Source organism: Pantoea sp. C1E2, from assembly GCF_056491465.1.
This window is the reverse complement of sequence record NZ_JBSZHT010000002.1, coordinates 3,403,764-3,426,905: the sequence shown is the minus strand read 5'-3', so window position 1 is coordinate 3,426,905 and position 23,142 is coordinate 3,403,764. Positions and strand designations below refer to the sequence as shown.

21 protein-coding genes are annotated in these 23,142 nt (G+C 54.1%); 9 read left to right on the top strand and 12 right to left on the bottom strand.

Annotated elements, in window-relative coordinates:
- Positions 1–34: 34 nt before the first annotated feature.
- The 5 genes from hisS to ACXI0A_RS16365 all read left to right on the top strand — a co-directional run bounded on the left by hisS (position 35) and on the right by ACXI0A_RS16365 (position 7,697).
- Positions 35–1,309, top strand: a complete 1,275-nt coding sequence (gene hisS, locus ACXI0A_RS16385) for a histidine--tRNA ligase (RefSeq protein WP_476147674.1) — start codon at positions 35–37, stop codon at positions 1,307–1,309.
- Positions 1,310–1,348: 39 nt separating this feature from the next.
- Positions 1,349–1,966 carry a tetratricopeptide repeat protein gene (locus ACXI0A_RS16380; RefSeq protein ID WP_476147676.1) on the top strand — a complete coding sequence of 206 codons (618 nt, stop codon included), beginning with the start codon at positions 1,349–1,351 and terminating at the stop codon, positions 1,964–1,966.
- A 19-nt stretch (positions 1,967–1,985) separates the two neighbouring features.
- Positions 1,986–3,167 carry an outer membrane protein assembly factor BamB gene (bamB, locus tag ACXI0A_RS16375; RefSeq protein WP_038645419.1) on the top strand — a complete coding sequence of 394 codons (1,182 nt, stop codon included), beginning with the start codon at positions 1,986–1,988 and terminating at the stop codon, positions 3,165–3,167.
- A 177-nt stretch (positions 3,168–3,344) separates the two neighbouring features.
- A complete protein-coding gene (gene der / locus ACXI0A_RS16370) occupies positions 3,345–4,838 on the top strand; it encodes a ribosome biogenesis GTPase Der (protein ID WP_224930572.1) in 1,494 nt (497 codons plus the stop codon).
- 420 nt (positions 4,839–5,258) lie between these two features.
- Positions 5,259–7,697 (top strand): glucose/quinate/shikimate family membrane-bound PQQ-dependent dehydrogenase, encoded by a 2,439-nt coding sequence (locus ACXI0A_RS16365; RefSeq protein ID WP_224930575.1) that lies wholly within the window; start codon positions 5,259–5,261, stop codon positions 7,695–7,697.
- Positions 7,698–7,786: 89 nt separating this feature from the next.
- On the opposite strand, the gene ACXI0A_RS16360 is transcribed toward ACXI0A_RS16365, so the two are convergent.
- The 4 genes from ACXI0A_RS16360 to xseA form a co-directional block, all read right to left on the bottom strand.
- Positions 7,787–7,969, bottom strand: coding sequence for a con-10 family general stress protein (locus tag ACXI0A_RS16360; protein WP_045814915.1), 183 nt, complete (start codon positions 7,967–7,969; stop codon positions 7,787–7,789).
- A 105-nt stretch (positions 7,970–8,074) separates the two neighbouring features.
- On the bottom strand, positions 8,075–8,401 hold the full coding sequence (locus ACXI0A_RS16355; protein WP_045831618.1) for a protealysin inhibitor emfourin: 327 nt from the start codon (positions 8,399–8,401) through the stop codon (positions 8,075–8,077).
- On the bottom strand, positions 8,398–9,411 hold the full coding sequence (locus tag ACXI0A_RS16350) for a M4 family metallopeptidase (RefSeq protein WP_476147680.1): 1,014 nt from the start codon (positions 9,409–9,411) through the stop codon (positions 8,398–8,400). Before ACXI0A_RS16350 ends, ACXI0A_RS16355 begins: the two co-directional genes overlap by 4 nt.
- A 47-nt stretch (positions 9,412–9,458) precedes the next feature.
- Entirely contained in the window at positions 9,459–10,832 is a 1,374-nt protein-coding gene (gene xseA / locus ACXI0A_RS16345) for an exodeoxyribonuclease VII large subunit (protein WP_476147681.1), read from the bottom strand.
- Between the two features lie 169 nt (positions 10,833–11,001).
- Between xseA and guaB the strand changes: the two genes are divergently transcribed.
- Together guaB and guaA are read left to right on the top strand one after the other, a co-directional pair.
- The gene (guaB, locus tag ACXI0A_RS16340; protein WP_224930584.1) at positions 11,002–12,468 is read left to right on the top strand and encodes an IMP dehydrogenase; all 1,467 of its coding nucleotides are present in this window, start codon (positions 11,002–11,004) and stop codon (positions 12,466–12,468) included.
- 72 nt (positions 12,469–12,540) lie between these two features.
- Complete coding sequence (gene guaA / locus ACXI0A_RS16335) at positions 12,541–14,121, top strand: glutamine-hydrolyzing GMP synthase (RefSeq protein WP_476147684.1); 1,581 nt, start codon at positions 12,541–12,543, stop codon at positions 14,119–14,121.
- Positions 14,122–14,172: 51 nt separating this feature from the next.
- Here the strand turns inward: guaA and ACXI0A_RS16330 are convergent, their stop codons facing one another.
- Positions 14,173–14,502, bottom strand: a complete 330-nt coding sequence (locus tag ACXI0A_RS16330) for an addiction module antidote protein (RefSeq protein WP_476147686.1) — start codon at positions 14,500–14,502, stop codon at positions 14,173–14,175.
- Positions 14,503–14,506: 4 nt separating this feature from the next.
- Positions 14,507–14,833: a type II toxin-antitoxin system RelE/ParE family toxin gene (locus ACXI0A_RS16325; RefSeq protein ID WP_476147688.1), complete on the bottom strand. Its 327-nt coding sequence runs from the start codon at positions 14,831–14,833 to the stop codon at positions 14,507–14,509.
- Positions 14,834–15,060: 227 nt separating this feature from the next.
- Here ACXI0A_RS16325 and ACXI0A_RS16320 point away from each other — a divergent pair, with 227 nt between their 5' ends.
- Positions 15,061–15,837, top strand: a complete 777-nt coding sequence (locus ACXI0A_RS16320; protein ID WP_476147690.1) for a DUF3750 domain-containing protein — start codon at positions 15,061–15,063, stop codon at positions 15,835–15,837.
- A gap of 207 nt (positions 15,838–16,044) precedes the next feature.
- Here the strand turns inward: ACXI0A_RS16320 and ACXI0A_RS16315 are convergent, their stop codons facing one another.
- The gene (locus tag ACXI0A_RS16315) at positions 16,045–16,224 is read right to left on the bottom strand and encodes a DUF2158 domain-containing protein (RefSeq protein WP_476147692.1); all 180 of its coding nucleotides are present in this window, start codon (positions 16,222–16,224) and stop codon (positions 16,045–16,047) included.
- 272 nt (positions 16,225–16,496) lie between these two features.
- Between ACXI0A_RS16315 and ACXI0A_RS16310 the strand changes: the two genes are divergently transcribed.
- Positions 16,497–16,991: a helix-turn-helix transcriptional regulator gene (locus ACXI0A_RS16310; RefSeq protein ID WP_476147693.1), complete on the top strand. Its 495-nt coding sequence runs from the start codon at positions 16,497–16,499 to the stop codon at positions 16,989–16,991.
- A gap of 1 nt (position 16,992) precedes the next feature.
- Here the strand turns inward: ACXI0A_RS16310 and mgtE are convergent, their stop codons facing one another.
- From mgtE to ppk1, 5 genes are all read right to left on the bottom strand, one after another.
- Positions 16,993–18,426 carry a magnesium transporter gene (mgtE, locus tag ACXI0A_RS16305; RefSeq protein WP_476147695.1) on the bottom strand — a complete coding sequence of 478 codons (1,434 nt, stop codon included), beginning with the start codon at positions 18,424–18,426 and terminating at the stop codon, positions 16,993–16,995.
- 126 nt (positions 18,427–18,552) lie between these two features.
- On the bottom strand, positions 18,553–18,741 hold the full coding sequence (locus tag ACXI0A_RS16300; protein ID WP_034825717.1) for a YfgG family protein: 189 nt from the start codon (positions 18,739–18,741) through the stop codon (positions 18,553–18,555).
- Between the two features lie 150 nt (positions 18,742–18,891).
- Positions 18,892–19,491, bottom strand: coding sequence for a tellurite resistance methyltransferase TehB (gene tehB, locus ACXI0A_RS16295; protein WP_476147697.1), 600 nt, complete (start codon positions 19,489–19,491; stop codon positions 18,892–18,894).
- A 27-nt stretch (positions 19,492–19,518) separates the two neighbouring features.
- Positions 19,519–21,042 (bottom strand): exopolyphosphatase, encoded by a 1,524-nt coding sequence (gene ppx, locus ACXI0A_RS16290; protein WP_476147699.1) that lies wholly within the window; start codon positions 21,040–21,042, stop codon positions 19,519–19,521.
- A 5-nt stretch (positions 21,043–21,047) separates the two neighbouring features.
- Positions 21,048–23,108 carry a polyphosphate kinase 1 gene (gene ppk1 / locus ACXI0A_RS16285; protein WP_224930608.1) on the bottom strand — a complete coding sequence of 687 codons (2,061 nt, stop codon included), beginning with the start codon at positions 23,106–23,108 and terminating at the stop codon, positions 21,048–21,050.
- Positions 23,109–23,142 lie beyond the last annotated feature (34 nt).

Here is a 23,142-nt window from a genome sequence, read left to right as displayed (position 1 = left end):
CCGGACAGGTTTTTTTGTATTAAGAGATTCTAACGTGGCGAAGAATATTCAAGCGATCCGTGGGATGAACGATTACCTGCCGGCGGATACCGCGATTTGGCAGCGTATTGAGGGCACCCTGAAGCAGGTGCTGGCCAGTTATGGCTTTAGCGAAATCCGTTTGCCGATTGTAGAGCAGACCCCGCTGTTTAAACGCGCTATCGGTGAAGTCACCGATGTGGTTGAAAAAGAGATGTACACCTTTGACGACCGCAACGGTGAAAGTCTGACCCTGCGTCCGGAAGGCACCGCGGGCTGCGTGCGCGCCGGTATTGAGCATGGTCTGCTGTACAATCAGGAACAGCGTTTGTGGTACATCGGTCCGATGTTCCGCTATGAGCGTCCACAGAAAGGTCGTTACCGCCAGTTCCATCAGATTGGGGCGGAAGTCTTTGGTCTGCAAGGCCCGGATATCGATGCCGAACTGATTATGATGACCGCGCGCTGGTGGAAAGCGTTAGGTATCTCAGAACACGTTAGTCTCGAACTCAACTCTATTGGATCACTGGAAGCTCGCGCGAATTACCGCGACGCGCTGGTGGCCTTCCTTGAGCAGCATAAAGACAAGCTGGATGAAGATTGCAAACGTCGTATGTACAGCAATCCGCTGCGCGTACTCGACAGCAAAAACGCTGATATCCAGCTGTTGCTGAACGATGCGCCGACGCTGAATGAATATCTCGATGAAGATTCACGCGCGCACTTCGACGGGCTGTGCAGCCTGCTGAATGACGCGGGTATCGCATACACCGTGAATCAGCGTCTGGTGCGTGGTCTCGATTACTACAACCGCACCGTGTTTGAGTGGGTGACCAACAGCTTAGGTTCACAGGGCACCGTGTGCGCCGGTGGACGCTATGATGGCCTGGTTGAGCAGCTGGGTGGTCGCGCTACGCCAGCGGTCGGTTTTGCCATGGGTCTTGAGCGTTTGGTATTGCTGGTTCAAGCGGTTAATCCAGAATTTGAACCGACGCGTATTGTTGATGTCTATGTTATCGCTTCGGGGCAGGGCGTTCAGTCCGCTGCGATGCAACTGGCGGAAAAACTGCGTGATGCAGACCCGGCGCTGAAGCTGATGACCAACTTCGGTGGCGGTAACTTCAAGAAGCAGTTTGGCCGTGCAGACAAGTGGGGCGCACGCATTGCGCTGGTGCTGGGCGAAGACGAAGTGAAAGCCGGTCAGGTAGTGATTAAAAACCTGAGCACTGGCGATCAACAAACCGTTGCCCAAAGCGAAGCCGCTGCGACATTGCGCACGCTGCTGCAGTAAACGCAGCACTGCAACAGCCATTTAAAGGAGAGGGATTGCGTGGAAGTTTACAGCAACGAAAACGAACAGGTTGACGCACTGCGTCAGTTCTTTGCGAACAATGGCAAAGCACTGGCTGTGGGTGTGATCATCGGCATCGCTGCGTTGGGTGGCTGGCGTTTCTGGTCCACCCATCAGGATGGTGCGGATAAAGCCGCATCGGCGCAGTATCAACAACTGACCACTGCGATGCAGGCTGACAAGCCGCAGACGCTGGAAGCGGTTGCCGCTTTTGCCAATGAAAACAACAACACCTATGGTGCACTGGCTTCGCTGGATCTGGCGAAACAGTACGTTGAAGCGAATCAGTTAGATAAAGCCATCACGCTGCTTCAGAGCGGGCTGAAAGATACCAAAGATGCCAACCTGCAGGCGGTGATTAACCTGCGTCTGGCGCGCATTCAATTGCAGCAAAATCAGGCCGATGCCGCACTTTCTACTCTTAACAATGTTAAGGGTGATGGCTGGACAGCCATTATTGCGGACATTCGTGGCGAAGCACTGCTAAGCAAAGGCGACAAGCAGGGCGCACGTGATGCCTGGAGCAAAGGTGCTGAATCGCAGGCCTCTCCTGCGCTGAAGCAAATGCTGCAAATGAAGATGAATAACTTAAGTTAAGCCAGTCAAGAGAGCGCACATGGAATTACGTAAATACCTGCTGCCAGGGCTGATTTCAGTCACTCTGCTCAGCGGTTGCTCGCTGTTCAGCGGCGAAGAAGATGTAGTAAAAATGGCTCCGCTGCCGAAAGTGGAAAACCAGTTTACGCCACAGACTGCCTGGAGCACCTCTGTGGGTGACGGCGTTGGCGATTTCTATTCCAATCTGCATCCGGCCTGGCAGGATGGCACCGTCTATGCTGCCGACCGCTTTGGTGTGGTAAAAGCACTGGATGCCAGCAACGGTAAAGAGAAATGGAAAGTCGATCTTTCTGAGAAAACCGGTTTCTTCTCGAAAAACATCTCCGCGCTGCTCTCTGGCGGTATTACTGCCACCAGCGATCGCATTTACATTGGTAGCGAGCGCGGTCAGGTATTTGCCTTGAACAACAGCGATGGCAGCATCGCCTGGCAGACCAAAGTCGCTGGTGAAGCGCTGTCACGTCCGGTTGTCAGCGATGGCCTGGTGCTGATTCACACCAGCAACGGTATGTTGCAGGGACTGGATCAGAGCACTGGCGCGATCAAGTGGAGCGTCAACCTCGACATGCCTGCACTGTCACTGCGCGGTGAATCTGCACCGACCGTGGCATTCGGTGGTGCGATTGTTGGTGGTGACAATGGCCGCGTGAGCGCGGTGATCATGAACCAGGGTCAGTTGATTTGGCAGCAGCGTATTTCGCAGCCAAGCGGCGCCACAGAAATTGATCGTCTGAGCGATGTGGATACCACGCCTGTTGTCGTTAACGGCGTCATTTACGCGCTGGCTTACAACGGTAATCTGACCGCGCTGGAACTGCGTTCTGGCCAGATTTTGTGGAAACGCGAAATCGGCGGCGTGAAAGACATGGTGGTGGATGCCGGTCGTATCTACCTGGTTGATCAGGATGACCGCGTGATTGCGCTTAATGCCGACGGTGGCGTGGCCATCTGGCGTCAAAGCGATCTGCTGCACCGCAACCTGACTTCACCTGCGCTGTTCAACGGTTATCTGGTAGTCGGCGATAGCGAAGGCTACGTGCACTGGATTAACACCCTGGACGGGCGCTTTGTAGCGCAGCAGAAACTGGACAGCGATGGCTTCCAGACTGACCCGGTGGTTGCCGGTGACAAGCTGCTGATCCAGGCGAAAGGCGGCGAAGTTTACGCCATCACGCGTTAAAGTTTGGCTCTGCGGGAACCTGTTTCCTGCTCGCTTATACGGCTCCTGATTCGTCAGGGGCCGTTTCGTTTTCTGTCAGGCATGGTATTCTTTGCGCCTTCAGCCTGACGCCTTCCGGCAAATGTCGTTATAATCACGCCATTCGGGCGATTTATTTTCAAAACTGAGGCAAGTGTTATGGTACCTGTGGTCGCGCTGGTTGGGCGTCCCAATGTGGGAAAATCTACGCTATTTAACCGCTTAACGCGCACACGTGATGCGCTGGTAGCGGATTTTCCTGGACTGACTCGCGATCGCAAATATGGTCGCGCCGAAGTGGAAGGGCGCGAATTCATTGTTATTGATACCGGCGGTATCGATGGCACCGAGGAAGGCGTCGAGAACCGCATGGCGGAACAGTCGCTGTTAGCGATTGAAGAAGCGGATGTGGTGCTGTTTTTGGTGGATGCGCGTGCGGGTGTGATGCCGGCCGATCAGCAGATCGCCAATCACCTGCGTTCGCGTGAAAAAGCCACTTTCCTGGTCGCGAACAAAACTGACGGTCTGGATCCTGATGCGGCAGTGCTGGATTTCTATGCGCTGGGCTTGGGTGAAATCCATCCGATTGCGGCTTCACACGGTCGCGGTGTGAACAACCTGCTGGAAGCCGCGCTGCTGCCGTGGATGGACGAAAAGGTTCCAGACGTTGAGCTGACGGAAGAAGAAGAGAACGCCGCTTACTGGGCTGCGTTAGAAGAAGAAGAGGACGAGAAGGCGCTGGCGGAAGAGGAAGAAGAAAACTTCGACCCCACCACATTGCCGATCAAGCTGGCTATTGTTGGCCGTCCTAACGTTGGCAAGTCAACGCTGACTAACCGCATTCTTGGCGAAGATCGCGTTGTGGTCTTTGACATGCCGGGCACCACGCGCGACAGCATCTACATTCCGATGGAACGCGATGAGCGCGAATACGTGCTGATTGATACTGCCGGTGTTCGTAAGCGCGGCAAGGTCACCGAAACCGTTGAGAAATTCTCCGTCATCAAAACGCTGCAGGCCATTGAAGATGCCAACGTGGTGATGCTGGTGATTGATGCACGTGAAGGCATCTCCGATCAGGATCTGTCGCTGCTGGGCTTTATCCTGAACAGTGGCCGCTCACTGGTGATTGTGGTCAACAAGTGGGATGGCATGACGCAGGAAGCGCGTGATGAAGTCAAAGAGATGCTGGACTTCCGTCTGGGCTTCATCGACTTTGCGCGCATTCATTTTATCTCGGCACTGCACGGCAGCGGCGTAGGTAACCTGTTCGAATCCGTGACCGAAGCTTACGACTGCTCGACCAAACGTGTCGGCACCGCGATGTTAACGCGTGTGATGACCATGGCGGCAGATGACCATCAGCCACCGCTGGTGCGCGGCCGTCGCGTGAAGCTGAAATATGCCCATGCCGGTGGTTACAACCCGCCGATCGTGGTGATTCACGGTAACCAGGTGAAGGATCTGCCCGATTCTTACAAACGTTACCTGATGAACTACTTCCGCCGTTCACTGAATGTCATGGGTACGCCGATTCGTATTCAGTTCAAAGAAGGCGACAACCCGTACGCGGGCAAGCGCAACCTGCTGACACCGACGCAGCAGCGTAAACGCCAGCGACTGATGTCGCATCTGAAGAAGAACAAGCGTTAATCTGCTGAGGGCCCTGATGGGGCCCTTTTTTTCGCCCCCACCGCACGATACCTGCTACCTATCCCACTCTGACCTCTTCTCAACATCAAAAATTACACTTTGATTCAGCCTCATATTTATTAATAACTTATGACTGGTTTTGTAGCAAAAATGCTATTGCCCAGTAACTCCTTCGTTATGGATGTTCACTTTCTAATGAACCAGGTGGTACAATCCTGCCGCCTTGTAGCGAGAATCACTCTCACTTGCGATGTGTCCTTGCTCACAAGCGCCGAATTACGGGCATTGCACCCGTACCAATAGATATAAAATAAAGCGTAACGGATTGGTTCCTGTCCCCCATCGTTGGCAGGAGCATTGTCACCGGCTACAACCTGTTAGCCGGCACCAGCGCGTTATTTTTTCAGGAGAGTTTTTGTTATGGCAGAAAATTCCGCTCGTCCCTCTAAAGGGCTGAGTATCTGGTCTGTATTGTTCGGGCTGGTCCTGCTGGCTGTCGGTCTGTTCTTCGCGATCGGCGGTGGCAAGTTGGTCGCTCTGGGCGGCAGCTGGTACTTCCTCATTTCCGGTATTGTGATGTTGCTGTCGGCGATTCAGTTCTTCCGTCGCAAATCATCCGCCGTGACCCTGTTCATTCTGGTCTTCGTAGGCACCCTGATTTGGGCGCTGTTCGATGCGGGCTTCCACTTCTGGCAGTTAGTTTCCCGCCTGATGGTGCCTGCAGGCCTGATGCTGCTGGCGTTCCTGACCTGGCCTGCGCTGCGTAAGCGTGAAGGCAAAAGCTCTCTGGCCAAAGTGTCCTATGTGCTCTCAGCGGTCATCGCTGTTGGCATGGTGGCAACTTTCGTGCAGATGTTCCAGCCGCACCCAACCGTCGCTTTCGACGGCAAACAGCTGCCGCTGATTCCGGTCGACAAGTCTAAGCCACAGCAGGACTGGAGCAGCTACGGCCGCACCCCTGAAGGTGACCGTTTCGCAGCGATCGATCAGATCACCCGTGACAACGTCAAAGACTTGCAGGTTGCGTGGACCTTCCACACTGGCGATACCCCAATCAGCCCAACCGGTAACGGTGCGGAAGATCAGGAAACACCACTGCAGGTTGGCAACACTCTGTACCTTTGCACCCCGCACAACAACGTGATCGCGGTTGCAGCCGATACCGGTAAGCAGATCTGGAAGCGTGAAATTAACGCACAGGCAGAAGTGTGGAACCGCTGCCGTGGTCTGGCGTATTTCGATGCGACCAAGCCGGTGCAGCAGCCAAGCCAGCCTGGCTCAACGCCGGTTCCTGCGCCAGCTCTGGCCGCAGGTGATACCTGTCAGCGTCGTATTCTGATGAACACCATCGATGCGCGTCTGATTGCCATCAACGCTGATAACGGTGAGTTCTGTGAAGACTTCGGCGACCACGGTGTGGTTGACCTGAAAAAAGGTCTTGGCGCTGCGCCAGATCCACAGTATCAGCTGACTTCTGCACCACAGCTTGCAGGCACCACCGTGGTAGTTGGCGGCCGTGTGGCGGATAACGTCCAGACCGATATGCCTGGCGGCGTACTGCGTGGCTTTGACGTGATCACCGGTCAGATGCGTTGGGCGTTTGACCCAGGCAACGATGACCCGAATGCCATCCTGATGCCGGGCAAAGACTACACCCGTAGTACCCCGAACTCATGGGCACCAATGTCATACGATCCGGCAATGAACACCGTGTTCCTGCCGATGGGTAGCTCTTCGGTTGACCTGTATGGTGCTGAACGTACCAAACTGGATCACACCTATGGCGCATCAATCCTTGCACTGGATGCGACAACCGGTAAGCAGAAATGGGTTTACCAGACCGTGCATAACGATCTGTGGGACTTCGACCTGCCAATGCAGCCGAGCCTGGTTGACTTCCCAATGAAGGATGGTACCACCAAGCCTGCTGTCGTGATCGGTGCGAAAACCGGCATGATTTGGGTGCTGGATCGCCTGACCGGTAAGCCTTTAACGAAAGTTGAAGAGCAGCCAATGCCGCAGGGTCACATCCCAAGAGAGCAGTACACCCAAACGCAGCCGCACTCAGTGGAAATGCCTAATATCGGCAACCAGAAACTGACCGAGTCTGACATGTGGGGCGCTACGCCGTTTGACCAGTTAGTGTGCCGTATTGCCTTCAAAGGCATGCGTTACGATGGCCTGTTCACCGTACCGGACACCGATAAGTCACTCAGCTTCCCTGGCTCACTGGGTGGTATGAACTGGGGCAGCATCTCGTTCGACCCGAACAACCAGTACATGTTCGTTAACGACATGCGTCTGGGCCTGTGGGTGCAGATGATTCCTCAGGACACCAGCAAAGACGCAGCCAGCAATGGTGGTGAAGCGATCAACACCGGTATGGGCGCAGTACCGCTGAAAGGCACCCCGTATGCAGTGAACAAAAACCGCTTCATGTCTCCACTGGGTATTCCTTGCCAGGCACCACCGTTTGGTACGCTGTCAGCTATCGATATGAAAACCCGTCAGATCGTATGGCAGGTTCCGGTCGGTACCGTGCAGGATACTGGTCCATTTGGTATTAAGATGCGTGCACAGATGCCAATCGGTATGCCAACGCTGGGTGGCACCTTAGCGACTCAGGGTGGCCTGGTGTTCATCGCCGGTACGCAGGATTACTATCTGCGCGCCTTCGATAGCTCAACCGGTAAAGAAGTGTGGAAAGCACGCCTGCCAGTCGGCAGCCAGGGCGGTCCAATCAGCTACGTTTCGCCGAAGAATGGCAAACAGTACATCCTGATCTCCGCGGGTGGCGCACGTCAGTCACCAGACCGTGGTGACTACGTGATTGCTTACGCGCTGCCAGACAGCAAGTAAGTTGCCGTAATGAGAAAGGCCGACATCATGATGTCGGCCTTTTTTTTATTAACCATCCGTGGCGCACAACGTCCCTAAAGGTACCTTATTCACTGCTGCTTGGAGGGGCGACGGCTTTTTTGTCCTCCTTTTCTTCCAGCTTCCCTGGCTCTTTCAGGATCGTTTCTGAAATTGCCCCCACTGACTTTGCCGCCAGCACTACCTGCTTCCCTGGCGCGCTCCGGGTCCTCTGCAAAGTTCCCGGCACCACCTCTTTGCTTCTTTTGTGTCATAGCAGAGACCTCATCTAAGGGTGTTTTCTTCGACGTGGACTAGCTAGCCACATTAATGATTATAGTCAGTAAGTTAGAGCTTGCTTTGGGAGATCTCCGAGTTCTTCACTGGCCGTCGCGCCAAAGTGCCTCTAATTCAGGCGATGCCGCTGTTTCAGGAATCAAAATCACGATGGAGCCTGCTTCATGATGCGTGGCATAGGTGATTTGAATACGAAAATAGCGCTGGTCGCCGCGACCAAGATTCGCCGCCTGATCTTCCGGTTCGCCCAGTGGCAGCGCTTGCTCCAGCACGTTACACACCCGCTGTTTTTGCGGTTCTGGCAGTTGCGCCAGGGCAAAGCGGCGTTCGCCACGCAGATTGGGGATAAAAGCAATGCCGCCTTCACGCGCCAGTTCAATGATGGCGTCATCAGTCAGTTGAATATTCACGTTACGCCTACCTGTTGCCAGGCGGATTGAATCGCCTCCGCCACCGAACGATTAAACCTTTTTCCAGCGTGCTGCACGGTAAAGCCGGCAAAGGTACTAAAATCGGCATCCTGCGGCAGTGTCTTGTCACAAAGGGTGTCATACCAGGCGTGGCCCGCTAACTCCCAGGCAAAGCCGCCTAACGCCTTCGCGGCGAGATAAAACGCGCGATTGGGAATGCCAGAGTTGAGATGGACACCGCCGTTGTCATCGCGGGTTTCAATGTAGTGATCCATATCAGCGGGCTGGGGATCTTTACCGAGTTTCGGATCGTCGTAGGCGGTGCCGGGTGCGGACATGGAGCGGAGTCCTCGGCCTTTAATCCCAGCGGCTAACAACCCCTCACCGATCAACCAGTCAGCCTGATCCGCCGTTTGCTGCAGGTGGAACTGCTTCACCAGCGAGCCAAACACATCAGACATCGATTCATTCAACGCACCAGACTGCTGGAAGTAAACCAGTCCTGCCTCGTTCTCGGTCACGCCGTGGGTGAGTTCATGCGCCACCACATCGAGTGCGATGGTAAAGCGGTTAAAGATCTCACCATCGCCGTCACCAAACACCATCTGCTGACCGTTCCAGAAGGCGTTTTGATACTCCTTGCCGTAATGCACGGAGCCATCCAATTTCAGGCCTTTGTTATCCAGTGAATTGCGCTTGAAGATTTGCCAGTAGAAATCGTAGGTGATGCCGAGATAATTCCAGGCCTCTTCAGCCGCAACGTCGCCATTGCCCGGCTGGCCTTCATCGCGGATTAAGGTGCCGGGCAGATTTTGCGTATTTTCAGCATCATAGATGGCACGCAGCACGGTGCCGGGCTGTGAGGTGGCCGCGCTGGCCGCTTTATGGTTGTGTTCGGCCATCAATTGCTGAACATGAGTTAGGGTGCGGCGAGCAGACTCTTGTGGCGCACCCGAGCAGTGGTCAATGATATTGCGAAGAATATACGGAGGAATAACGCTGTAGGTCATAGGAACTCCTGGCCGTGAGGGAACATGCCAGAAGTATAGTTTTTCAGCTAGGAACGTGCTTTGCGACTGCGTGATTTCTGTGGCTCAAGGGCGGTCACCTGGCTTTCCACCCAGCCATCATCCAGACGGGTGCGCAGTAAATCGCCTTTATGCAATTGTTGGGTTTTCTTCACCAGCTGGCCTTGGGTATCCGTTGTCACGCTAAAACCGCGAGCCAGAGTCGCCAGCGGACTGACGCCCTCGAGTTGTGCCGCCAGATTGCCAAAGCGCTGACGATTGTGATTCAGCTGCTTCTCCATGCCCTGCTGCAGGCGATACCGCCACTGCTGCATCTGCTGCTGCGCACGCAGAATACGCCCCTGCGGCTGCTGATTATTGAGGCGCTGTAACACGCGATCCTGCTGGCGATTGGCCATGCGCAGGCGCTGATCCATCGCTTCGCCCAGGCGGCGCTGCAACTGGAACAGCGTGGTTTGCTGACGTGCCAGGCGCAGCTGCGGGTGCTGCTGCTGTAAGCGGTGCTGAATGCGGGTGAAGCGACGCTGCTGCTCAGCAATGTAGAAATCCATCGCCATTTCCATACGCTGCTGCTGCGACTGCAAACGGCGCAATAGCTCTATCTGATTGCGGCTGACGATTTCCGCCGCTGCAGAAGGGGTAGGGGCGCGCAGGTCGGCAACAAAGTCGGCGATGGTGACGTCTGTTTCGTGACCCACGGCACTGACGATCGGCAGGCGGCTGGCAAAGATAGCGCGCGCCACGCGCTCGTCGTTGAAGCTCCACAAATCCTCCAGCGAGCCGCCGCCACGGCCGACGATCAGCACATCACATTCATCACGCTGGTTCGCCAGTTCAATGGCGCGCACGATGGCTGCGGGCGCATCGACACCTTGCACTGGCGTGGGATAGATAATCACGGGCAGCGACGGATCGCGGCGATGCAGTACGCGCAGCACATCATGCAGCGCGGCGCCGGTCGCGGAGGTGATCACGCCTACCTGACGCGCCGGATCGGGCAGCGATTGCTTAAATTGCTGATCAAATAACCCTTCGGCCGCCAGTCGTGCTTTAAGCTGTTCGAACTGCTGCTGCAACAAGCCTTCGCCAGCCGGATGCATGCTTTCAATAATCAGCTGATAGTCGCCACGCGGCTCATACAGCGTAATGCTGGCGCGAACTAAAACCTGCTGACCATGCTGTGGACGAAAAGTAACGCGACGGTTGCTGTTGCGGAACATCGCGCAGCGAACTTGTGCGCCATCATCCTTTAACGTGAAGTACCAGTGACCGGAAGAGGGCTGAGTAAAATTTGAAATTTCAGCGCTGAGCCACACCAGGCCCATCTCATTTTCCAGCAGTTGGCGCACCGTGGTATTCAGGCGGCTGACAGTAAAAATATTGGCGGTTGGCGGTAGCGACATGTGATGTAGATCAAACTTTAAATCAGAGGGTTAATCAACCGATACTACATTGCTCACCCGGAGGATCAAGACTTTTTCCTAAAAAACACTGGAGGCAATCGATTTCGGCCTGTATAATGCCGCGGCAATATTTTATCTGTTTTAATCGCCCCCAGGTGGAGATATTGCAATGCTAAGAATCACTAAAGAAGCCCTCACTTTCGACGACGTTCTGCTCGTTCCAGCTCACTCCACTGTGCTACCAAACACCGCTGATCTCAGCACCCAACTGACGAAAAACATCCGTCTGAACATCCCTATGCTGTCTGCTGCAATGGATACCGTGACCGAAGCCGGTCTGGCGATTGCACTGGCACAGGAAGGCGGTCTGGGCTTTATCCACAAAAACATGTCGATTGAGCGCCAGGCGGATGAAGTTCGCAAGGTTAAAAAACACGAAAGTGGCGTAGTGACCGATCCGCAAACTGTACTGCCTACCACCGCACTGGCGGCAGTGAAAGAGCTGACCGAGCGCAACGGCTTTGCGGGTTATCCGGTTGTAAACACCGACAACGAACTGGTCGGTATCATTACCGGTCGTGACGTGCGTTTTGTGACTGACCTGAGCCTGCCAGTTTCCGCAGTGATGACGCCGAAAGAGCGTCTGGTCACCGTGAAAGAGGGTGAAGCACGCGACATCGTTCTGCAGAAAATGCACGAAAAACGTGTTGAGAAAGCGCTGGTTGTTGACGATAGCTTCCACCTGCTGGGCATGATTACTGTTAAAGATTTCCAGAAAGCAGAACGTAAACCTAACGCTTGTAAAGATGCGGAAGGCCGTCTGCGCGTAGGTGCTGCGGTTGGCGCGGGTGCAGGTAACGAAGAGCGTGTTGATGCGTTAGTGGCTGCCGGTGTTGACGTGCTGCTGATTGACTCTTCACACGGTCACTCTGAAGGAGTTTTGCAACGTATCCGTGAAACCCGTGCTAAATACCCGAATCTCGACATCATCGGTGGCAACGTGGCAACCGGTGCAGGTGCATTGGCACTGGCCGAAGCGGGCGTGAGTGCGGTTAAAGTCGGTATTGGTCCTGGTTCAATCTGTACCACGCGCATCGTGACTGGCGTGGGTGTTCCACAGATCACTGCGGTTTCTGATGCGGTTGCTGCGCTGGAAGGCACCGGCATCCCGGTTGTGGCTGATGGTGGTATTCGCTTCTCTGGCGATATCGCCAAAGCGATCGCGGCGGGCGCTGCGGCTGTGATGGTCGGTTCTATGCTGGCAGGTACTGAAGAGTCTCCTGGCGAGATCGAGCTGTATCAGGGCCGTTCGTTCAAATCTTACCGCGGTATGGGTTCACTGGGCGCGATGTCTAAAGGCTCTTCTGACCGTTACTTCCAGACTGATAACGCCGCTGACAAACTGGTACCAGAAGGTATCGAAGGTCGCGTCGCGTACAAAGGCCGTCTGAAAGAGATCGTGCACCAGCAAATGGGCGGTCTGCGCTCTTGCATGGGCCTGACCGGTTGCCCAACAATCGACGACCTGCGCACTAAAGCGGAGTTCGTGCGCATCAGTGGCGCAGGCATCAATGAAAGCCACGTGCACGACGTGACCATCACCAAAGAGTCACCGAACTACCGCATGGGTTCATAATCCCGTAAGATTCAACGCCCGGCACCTGCCGGGCGCTTTTATTATTAAGTCCATCCCAATGGAAACGCCTCAATGACGACTGAAAATATTCATAAACATCGCATTTTGATCCTCGATTTTGGTTCTCAGTATACGCAACTGGTCGCGCGCCGCGTGCGTGAGCTGGGCGTCTACTGCGAACTCTGGGCGTGGGATGTCACCGAAGAGCAGATTCGTGGTTTCAACCCAAATGGCATCATTTTGTCAGGTGGCCCGGAAAGCACCACTGAGCACAACAGCCCGCGCGCACCGGATTACGTGTTTAACGCTGGCGTGCCGGTGTTGGGCGTGTGCTATGGCATGCAGACCATGGCGATGCAGCTGGGCGGCAAAGTTGAAGGCTCTAACGAGCGTGAATTTGGTTATGCGCAGGTCGAAGTGCTGACGCAGAGCGCGCTGGTCCGTGACATCGAAGATGCCATCAGCGCTGCCGGCAAACCGTTGCTCGACGTGTGGATGAGCCACGGCGATAAAGTTACCGCTATCCCGGCTGGTTTTGAAACCGTTGCCAGCACCGAAACCTGTCCGTTCGCCATCATGGCCAATGAAGAGAAGAAATTCTACGGCGTGCAGTTCCACCCGGAAGTGACGCATACCCGCCAGGGCCTGCGCATGCTGGAGCGTTTTATTCGCGACATCTGCGGCTGTGAAGCACTGTGGACCCCGGCCAAGATCATCGAAGATGCGGTAGAGCGTCTGCGTGAGCAGGTTGGCGAAGACAAAGTGATCCTCGGCCTGTCAGGTGGCGTGGATTCATCTGTGACCGCTATGCTGCTGCACCGCGCCATCGGCGACCGCCTGACCTGCGTATTCGTGGATAACGGCTTGCTGCGTCTCAATGAGGCCGAGCAGGTCATGGACATGTTTGGCGACCACTTTGGTCTCAACATCGTTCACGTTGCCGCTGAAGCCCGTTTCCTTGATGCACTGGCTGGCGAGAACGATCCAGAAGCCAAGCGTAAGATCATCGGCCGCGTGTTCGTTGAAGTATTTGACCAGGAAGCATTGCGCCTGGAAGACGTGAAGTGGCTGGCGCAAGGCACCATCTATCCTGACGTGATCGAGTCTGCGGCTTCTGCCACCGGTAAAGCGCACGTGATCAAGTCGCACCACAACGTGGGCGGCTTGCCGAAAGAGATGAAGATGGGTCTGGTTGAGCCGCTGAAAGAGCTGTTCAAAGACGAAGTGCGTAAGATCGGTCTGGAACTCGGCCTGCCATACGACATGCTGTATCGTCACCCGTTCCCAGGTCCAGGTTTGGGCGTGCGTGTTCTGGGCGAAGTGAAGAAAGAGTACTGCGACCTGCTGCGTCGTGCCGATGCAATCTTCATCGAAGAACTGCATAAAGCTGACCTGTACAACAAAGTCAGCCAGGCCTTCACCGTGTTCCTGCCAGTGCGCTCTGTCGGCGTGATGGGCGACGGTCGTAAATACGATTGGGTTGTTTCACTGCGTGCAGTAGAGACCATCGACTTCATGACCGCGCACTGGGCACACCTGCCGTACGATTTCCTCGGCCGCGTCTCTAACCGCATCATCAACGAAGTGAACGGCATCTCTCGCGTGGTTTACGATATCTCTGGTAAGCCACCGGCCACGATTGAGTGGGAATGATTTCCGCTGATTGAATTGCCTATCAAGCCCGCTTAAATGCGGGCTTTTTCTTTAGAGGTGAGGGATAAGCCTAACGCCCGCCGCACGAGTAATCTCTGTTAGGGTAGTGAGCGTTGGATTTCCTTTTTCTGAGAGCGTTTTGTACAACTGCTGGCGCGACAACCCGGACTTGCGAGAGATTTCGCTAATGCCACCTCGGGCTTCAACAACCCGGCGAAGGGCGATCAGAAAGGCAGCTATTCCACCTTTTTCGTAGATATCTTCCAATGCTGTTTGCAGGTAGATTTCAGCATATTCAGGGTTTTCTCGCAGCTCTGCTACCATCGCATCGTCATGACTGACTGCTTTTTTCTTTGGTACAGATTGAGTGATGATAGTCATGCTGTTACCTCGTTTGATATTCACGCCAAAATTTTACAGCTTTCGCTAAGTCTTGTTTTTGGGACGGTTTATCTCCCCCAACAAGAAGTAAAATTATCCTATCTCCATCGAGTGCGTAGTAGACGCGATAACCGGGGCCATAATCGATTTTTAATTCCCAAACACCCTCTCTTTCAAATGGGTAGTCACCAAAGTTTCCGCTCTCAGCGCGATCCACTCGAGTATCTATCTTTGATGCGGCGCGAGGATCTTTTTTCCTTAATTTGAATATCCATTCGGTATAGGGAACTTTGCCATCAGCATCCTGATAACGTTGAGTGGTATACAGCATAGCGTCCTCGCAAGCATTCAATCCAGCAAAAAATGTCTTTTAAAAGCGACATTGATGCAACGCGAGGGTCAGCGAAGAATGTGCATCTGCGAGATACACTCCATTCTTTTGTGGCCAACCAACATCAGTTTTCAGAACGATTTGCCCTATCGCATAGTTAGTGAATACAAACTCACCTCTATCAATGCATGATGGCAGGTGAAATATTACTCATCAGGATGCCGTCGATGCTGCCACTGAAAGCCTTTCTCATCTCTTTCCTCTGTATTGTGCTGCTATCACTGGCAGCGAGTCTGGCGCAGGCCACGCGCACCGGTGAGTTAACCAGTGAGCGCGGTGGTTGGGCGACGGCGAGGCGAGATTCGGCCGGGTTAGCGCCGGATCCGCATCAATATGCCAATCTGGCGATCGTTCAGGTCTATGCCGCGCCCACTTATGGCTGGAAGGGCGCTGTCGCGGTGCATCCTTGGATCATTTTCAAACGCGCGGGTGAGACCCAGTACAACCGTTATGAAGTGATCAGCTGGGGCAGTGGCGACAAGGTACGCCGCAACTCAAATTTGCCAGATGGCTACTGGTACGGCGCTAAGCCGCACTTGCTGGTAGAGCATCGTGGCAAAGAGGCCGAAGCGATGATTCCGCAGATCGAAGCGGCGATAAAATCCTATCCGTGGCCAACGACCTATCGCGCGTGGCCGGGGCCGAATAGCAACACCTTTATGGCGCACATCGGTCGTGAAGTGCCTGCGTTGAAGCTGGATCTGCCTGCCAATGCTTTAGGCAAAGATTATCGCTCACTGCTTCATCCAATTGGATTACCGCCGTCGGGTCGCGGTGTGCAGGTGTCAATTTTAGGTGTGCTGGGCGTAACGGTTGGCGCAGAAGAGGGCCTTGAAGTGAATGTGCTTGGGCTGAATCTTGGGCTTGATTTCACGCCACTCAAGTTGCGTTTGCCATTTATTGGCGGGATTGGACGAGACAATTTGCAGAAGGACAATCCGTGATAGTCCCTTTCGCGCAATAAATTGCGCCGCTACGGCTTGGTGTGCTCTGAGATTGTCTAATCCAGACCGCACGATTTGCAGAAGGACAATCCGTGATAGTCCCTTTGGCGCAATTAATTGCGCCGCTACGGCTTGGTGCGCTCTGAGATTGTCTAATCCAGACCGCACGATTTGTAGCGGCGCGATTGATCGCGCAACCGAAGAGCATCAGCACACGCCGAAATCGCCTTCTTCGTGATACAAATTCACGCTATCTGCTCTGACTTCGATCTCTCGCTTGATGGGATCGTCAATACGCGCACACCATAGCAACTCACCTTCAACCCGTGTGACCTGCATCTTTGGGCCACCAGTTTTCGACTGCACAAAATCATCAATTTTAAACATGCTGTTTCTTCCTCAGGTCAGTGATAGCGCTAAGTGTATATGCGCTTGAACCAAGGCGCGCTTGATTTTGTGCGCTGGAATCCAACCTCAAATGAAATTCGGGATCACAGGACACTTATTGTTTTTTCTTGCCTTAAATGCTGCTGACATAGCATCAAAATATTCGTACTGGTTGTCAGTTGACAACCAAAAATTCAGAGTATAAGTTGGCATGCAATGTCAGAAAGGAAACGACACCCACACAAAGAAATTGAAATTTTTAAGGATCAAAAATGGAATTTGAATTCACGTTACGTTTTCAGTTGAGTGAAGCTGTTACAGATGATGAGGCCCTGGAGCGACTCGGCGCTGCCGGTTGCACTGATGCGCTGGTGGGCACCGGCGTGGCAGGTAAATTGAGTCTGATGTACTGCCGGGAAGCGGAGAATGCGCAGCAAGCGATTCGCGATGCTTTAGCCGAAGTCACCCAGGCTTTACCCGATGCTGAACTGATTGAAGCGGCCCCCGATCTGGTCGGCCTCACGGATATCGCTGAGTTGATTGGCGTGTCACGTCAAAATATGCGTAAGTTAATGCTCACTCACAGCCCGCAGTTCCCACGCCCGATTCATGATGGTAAAACCGCGCTGTGGCATCTTGTCGATGTGGTGGAGTGGTTAAATCAACGCGGCTCGTCGCGCGTAACGCCGGGCATCAGCGAACTGGCACGCGCAACGTTACAACTCAATTTGCAGCAAGCGCTGCAACGTTACGCGCACTGTCTGTGATTTAATGGTGCAACAAAAATACCGTCGCCAATCCAAGGAAAATAAAGAAACCGCCGGTGTCGGTGATGGCGGTGATCAGCACGCTGGAGCCTACCGCCGGGTCGCGTTTCATCTTGGTCATGATCAACGGAATCAGTACGCCCATCAGCGCAGCGAGCAGCAGGTTAAGCACCATCGCCAGCATCATGACGCCACCGAGTTGCATATTGTCGTACATTAACCAGGTGATGCTGCCCATGATTCCGCCCCAGAACAGCCCGTTGATCAGGGCAACGCCGAGTTCGCGTACCACCAGGAAAGAGAAGTTACCGGGCTCCACCTGATGCAGCGCCAGAGCGCGCACAATCATGGTGATGGTTTGATTGCCGGTATTACCGCCAATCCCGGCCACAATCGGCATCAGCGCCGCCAGCGCCACCAGTTGAGAAATGGTCTCTTCAAACAGGCCAATCACGCGAGAAGCGATAAATGCGGTACACAGATTGATGGCAAGCCACGCCCAGCGCTTGCCCACCGCTTTACGCACCGGCGCGAACACGTCCTCGCCCTGGCTGATACCCCCCATCTTACGAATGTTGCTTTCGTTCTCTTCGTTCACCAGATCGATCACATCTTCCACGGTGATACGGCCTATCAACTTGCCATTAGCATCAATAACGGCGGCAGAGATCAGGTTATAACGTTCAAAAGCACTGGCCGCTTCTTCGGCTTTGTCGTCGAGCTGAAAGGTGGTCGGGCGCGCATTCATCACATCAGAAACCAGCGTCTTCGGCTTGTTGAGCAGAATGTCGGTGAGTGTTAACTCACCCAGCAACTGATTCTGCTCGTCGGTGATGAATATTTTATCGGTGCCGCCCGGCATGCTTTTGCGCTTGCGCAGAAAGCGCTGCACCGTCGCGAGAGTCACGTCAGATCGGACGGTCAGGATATTGAAATCCATCACCTGACCCACGCGGTCGCGATCAAGCTCGATCACTTCCAGCAGGCGTGCACGCAGGTTAGGTTCCAGCGTGGTGAGTAAACGTCCGGTTAAATCGCGCGGCAGATAGCGCGCCAGATATACCTGATCGTCGATGTCCAGCGGCTCAATAGCGTGCAGAATCTCGCGATCAGTCATACCTTCCGTCAGGCTGGCCCAGACGGTTTCTGAGGCTTCGACCAGCACGCGACCGCGCTGCTCGGAGGGCACAAGGCGCCACAATGCCAGACGCTCTTGTTCGGGTAGCGCTTCGAGGATATCCGCTAAGTCAGCCGCATGCAGCAGCTGCAGCTCTTCTTCCAGCTGATGACGCCAGTCGGTGATCTCCCGCAGCTCAGCGGCATTGAGATCGATAGATTTATCCAGCAGCACATCAACGAGATCGTCTTCGCTGAGGAGAAGATGCAAGATGTGCTGGCGGATTTCAGTTAATTGTTGTGCATACGGAGCAGACATAACGCGTCCCTTGTGTCTGTAAAGTCAGGTCAAAGTGTAGCGCGTTGCGGGTAATCAGGGCGTATTTAGCAGCATTGTCACAAACGGGCAATGTGAAGCGGCAAGCAACGATGACCCGCAAGTTCCTTAGCGCGAATCGCTGGTGCTCAGTGTGGTGACCGGCTCAGGTGCGGCTTTTTTTTGCTGATGATGCTCAATGGCACCGGGGATGATGAAAATCAGACGGCCAACCAAAATAAAGAAACTGATCAGCAAAATAATGCGAGTCATGGTACCGGTTTTGGGACGTCTTCGTGCTGGGATGGCGCTGTTCACGCGGGGTGGTTCCTGTAAATGCCCGATTGGGCGGTGGCAACATTTAGTCACAGTTAGATCGTCAGGTCAATCGCTGTGTGAAAAATGAGCAGTAACGGTTAAGGGGGCGTTGATCAAAATCAGATTAGGCCGCATCACGCGGCCTCGTCATCAATAGCTGGCTTTTTGCGCCAGCAGGGTGGCGAAACGGTATTTAATGCGATCCCCGTTTTCATCCCGGCGATGCAGTTCACCGATATCCTCGTTGTACTTCACGATGTGCCAGTTGCGGTAGTAATTGCTCAACTCGCCGGATTTGAAGGTGAACGGGAAATTCTGTGAGTTGGGATAATCATCCGTGCTCATCGCCGCCACAATCAGGTTATAGCCATATTTCAGCGTACTGGCCTGCATATCGGCAATCAACTGCGGGATGGATTCCGGTTGCAGGAACATCATCACCACCGTGGAAAGCACAAACTGATAGCCGCCGTTAAAACGCACCTGATTGAGATCGCACAGTTCAGTGCGAATGTTCTCCAGATTCTCTTCCTGAATGATGCTGTTCAGACGCTCAAGGCTGACGGGATTACTATCCCAGGCCGTTACGTCAAAACCATGCTGATTCAGGAGCAGGCTGTTACGGCCCTGGCCGCAGCCAAGATCGAGCGCTTTGCCCACGGTCAGTTTTGGCCGCGCGGCCAACACTTCGGAGTGGGGCAGCGTCAGGCCATATTTCTCCGCGAAATAGTTGTCGGGACGTGTCGTCATAGTGATACAGCGGGCCAGCAGCCCGCGTTACTCCTCTTCCAGCGTCAGTTTCCAGCCGGTGACATCATTCCAGTAGGCCTGTTCGCGCTCCAGATCCAGCTGCACCAGGGTGTTCTGGCTCAGATAGCCGACAGGGAACGTCAGCGTCCAGTTGCTATCATCGGCAGTCAGCTTGAGTGAATCGGGTTTAGTCGTGGCCTGGCGCTGATTGTTCAGCAACGTGCCCAGACGCAACAGGAACACCATCGGCAGAAACTGTTTCTTTTTAAACAAGGTGAAACGTGGCATCTCATCCTGCTTCACCGCTTTACGATGGTAGCGTACCAGCGTGGCCAACAGCATCTGTTGATCCTGGTTAAAGCCCGGCATGTTGGAGTTCTGCAAGATGTAAGCCGAATGGCGCTGCATACCGCTGTGATTGATGGTCAATCCCACTTCATGCAGCAGCGCCGCCCATTTCAACAGCGCGGAAAGCTGCGGATTGGCCTGCTTAGGATTTTGATCCAGCCACTGCAGATACAGTTGTTCCGTTGTCTCCAGCACGCGGCGCGCCTGATCGCTATCAATGGCGTAGTGGTTCGCCAGACTCTGCGCGGTGCGGCTGCGAATGTCCTGATGGCGGAAACGACCTTCCATTTCATACAGCACACCTTCACGCAGTGCACCGTCGGACAGACGCAGCTCACGAATCGCCAGCGCATCAAAGGCGCCACACAGAATCGCTAAGCCGGGCACAAACACCGCTTTACGCTCTTCCGACAAACCCGGCAGGCTCAACGCATTGAAAGACTTGTGCTTCAACACCTCGGCCACCAGCATTTCCAGTGTTTCCGGGGTGATCAGCTTCTCTTTCTCGCCCATTGCCAGCAGCACTTCGCAGGCGGCTTTAATCGAACCCGATGCGCCCAGCGCATACTGCCAGCCGTGCAGACGATACTGCCAGGCCATGGTTTCCAGCTTCTGTGCTGCAGACAGACGCGCGCGACGGAAATTATCTGGTGAGATTTCCCCTTTCGGGAAGTAGAGATGAGCAAAGCTGACGCAACCCATGCGGCGGCTTTCCACCAGCTGCGGTTCAAAATCTTCACCGATCACCAGCTCCGTCGAACCGCCGCCGATATCGATCACCAGCTTGCGGCCTTTCTCCGGCTGCGTATGTTCCACGCCCATGAAGATCAAACGGGCTTCTTCATTGCCTGAAATGACTTCAATCGGATACGGGATCACCTCCGCTGCGCGCTGCAGAAACTCTTCGGCGTTGGTGGCGATACGCAGCGTATGCGTACCGACAATGGTGACGTTTGCCGGGCTGAATCCCTGTAAACGCTCAGCAAACAGCGCCAGGCAGCTCAGGCCACGCTCCATCGCTTCTTCATTCAGGCGATTCTGCGCATCCAACCCATCGGCCAGATGCACGCGCTGTTTCAGCCGCCCGAGCACCTGCATGGCACCATCGACCACACGGGCAATCACCATGTGGAAGCTGTTAGAGCCCAAATCGATGGCCGCAAATTCCTGCGGTTTCGGCGTACTTTTATGGGAAATTGGCATAGGCGTTATTCGGGTTGTTCCAGTTTCTTGATGTAATCGTAAATGGCCAGCTGCGACCGCACCTTCTTGCGATTGCCGCGCGGAACATAACGGTTACTCAACTCTTTGTCCACGATGCGGGCTTTCACCGTATCACTCAACAGAATGGCGATAATATCCAGTATGCGCTGCTTCACGCGAGGATCGAGGATCGCCACGGCCACCTCAATACGGTGATCGATGTTACGCGTCATCCAGTCTGCGGAGGAGAGATAGACTTTTTTGTCGCCGCCGCTCTCAAAAATATAGACGCGGTCGTGCTCAAGATAACGGTCAACGATGCTGGTGATGCGAATATTTTCGCTGATGCCCGGTAAATCAGGGATCAGAGAGCACATGCCGCGCACCAGTAAATTGATCTTCACGCCTGCGGATGATGCGGCATACAGACGATCAACCAAACCGTTATCCACCAGATTGTTAATTTTCAGCGTAATGCCAGCCGGTTTTTTCTGCTGGGCATTGGCAATCTCGGCATCAATCAGCTTGTACAGCATGTCACGTGAGTTCTGCGGCGATACCAGCAGGTGCTCGAATGTGACCGGGCGATACGGGTTCTCAATAAAGTTAAACACGCGGCGCACTTCATTGGTGATACGCGCATCAGCGGTCAGCAATGAATAGTCAGTATAAATGCGGGCGGTTTTTTCGTTGAAGTTACCGGTACCGATATGCGCATAACGCACAATCTCATCGCCTTCACGACGTGAAATCAGGAACAGCTTGGCGTGAATTTTCAGACCTGGGGCAGAGAAAATCACGTGCACGCCCGCTTCGGTCAGACGCTTCGCCCAGCGAATGTTAGCTTCTTCATCGAAACGCGCCTGCAGCTCAACCACCACGGTGACTTTTTTACCGTTGTACGCTGCGTGGATCATCGCATCCATGATGCGTGAGTTCTTAGCCACACGATAAATGTTGATCTTGATTGCCAGCACATTCGGGTCGAATGAGGCCTGACGCAGCAGTTCCAGTACGTGCTCAAAGGTGTGATACGGATAGTAGAGCAGCACATCACGATTACGGATGGCATCGAAACCGTTACGGAAGCCGTCGAAGCCGATGTGGCGAATTTGCGGCAGCGGACGGTTTTCCAGATTGGCTTTACCGACGTTCGGGAAGCCAATGAAGTCTTTAAAGTTGTGGTAGCGGCCACCTGGCACAATCGAATCGTCGTTCGAGATTGCCAGCTTATGGCGCAGCATTTCCACCATCGCATCCGGCATGTCACGCTGATACACAAAGCGCACCGGTTCGGCATTGAGACGCTGCTTCAGGCTGGAGGACATCAATTCCAGCAGGCTCGATTCCATCTCGGTCACCAGATCGTACTCGGCATCGCGCGTCATTTTCATCGAATAGGCATTCAGCGCATCGTAATCGAAGAAGCCTTTGAAAATTTCATCGAGGCAGTAACGCAGGATGTTATCCAGCAGGATCATCGGCTTGCGACGACGCGGTGACTCGGCCGGTAAATTGACGAAGCGCGGAACTTTGTCTGACGGGATCTCCAGCAGCGCGTAACGAATATCGTCGCCGCGGATAATCTCGACCGCCAGATAGGTGTAGTCGTCTTTGAGGAACTCAATCAGATCGGTGTCGTGGTTGATCAGAATCGGCGTGACGTGCTGGCGTAATTGATGTTTGAAGTAATAGCGCAGCCAATCTTGCTGATTCGGCGACAGCTGGCGTTCGTTAATCAGGAAGATCTGATTACGCGCCATCTCCAGCAGCAGGTCGTTGTACAGCGCATCGAATTCCTGATCCGATTTCTGCACCCGCAGCTGAATTTTTTTCAGTATATGACGAAGGGACGTTGGCGTGCCTTGTTCCTCACCGATCAGAATGCGACGTTTCAGATCGGCGAAGCGCACTTTGTAGAACTCTTCGAGATTGTTGGAATAGATTCCCAGGAAGCGCATGCGCTCAATCAGCGGGTTAGTCTTGTCCGCTGCTTCCTGTAAAACACGTTCGTTGAAGCTTAACCAGCTTATTTCTTTTTCTATATACAGCTTTTCCTGACCCATTCTGACTCCGTGATGCTGTTGCTGGACGGATTGT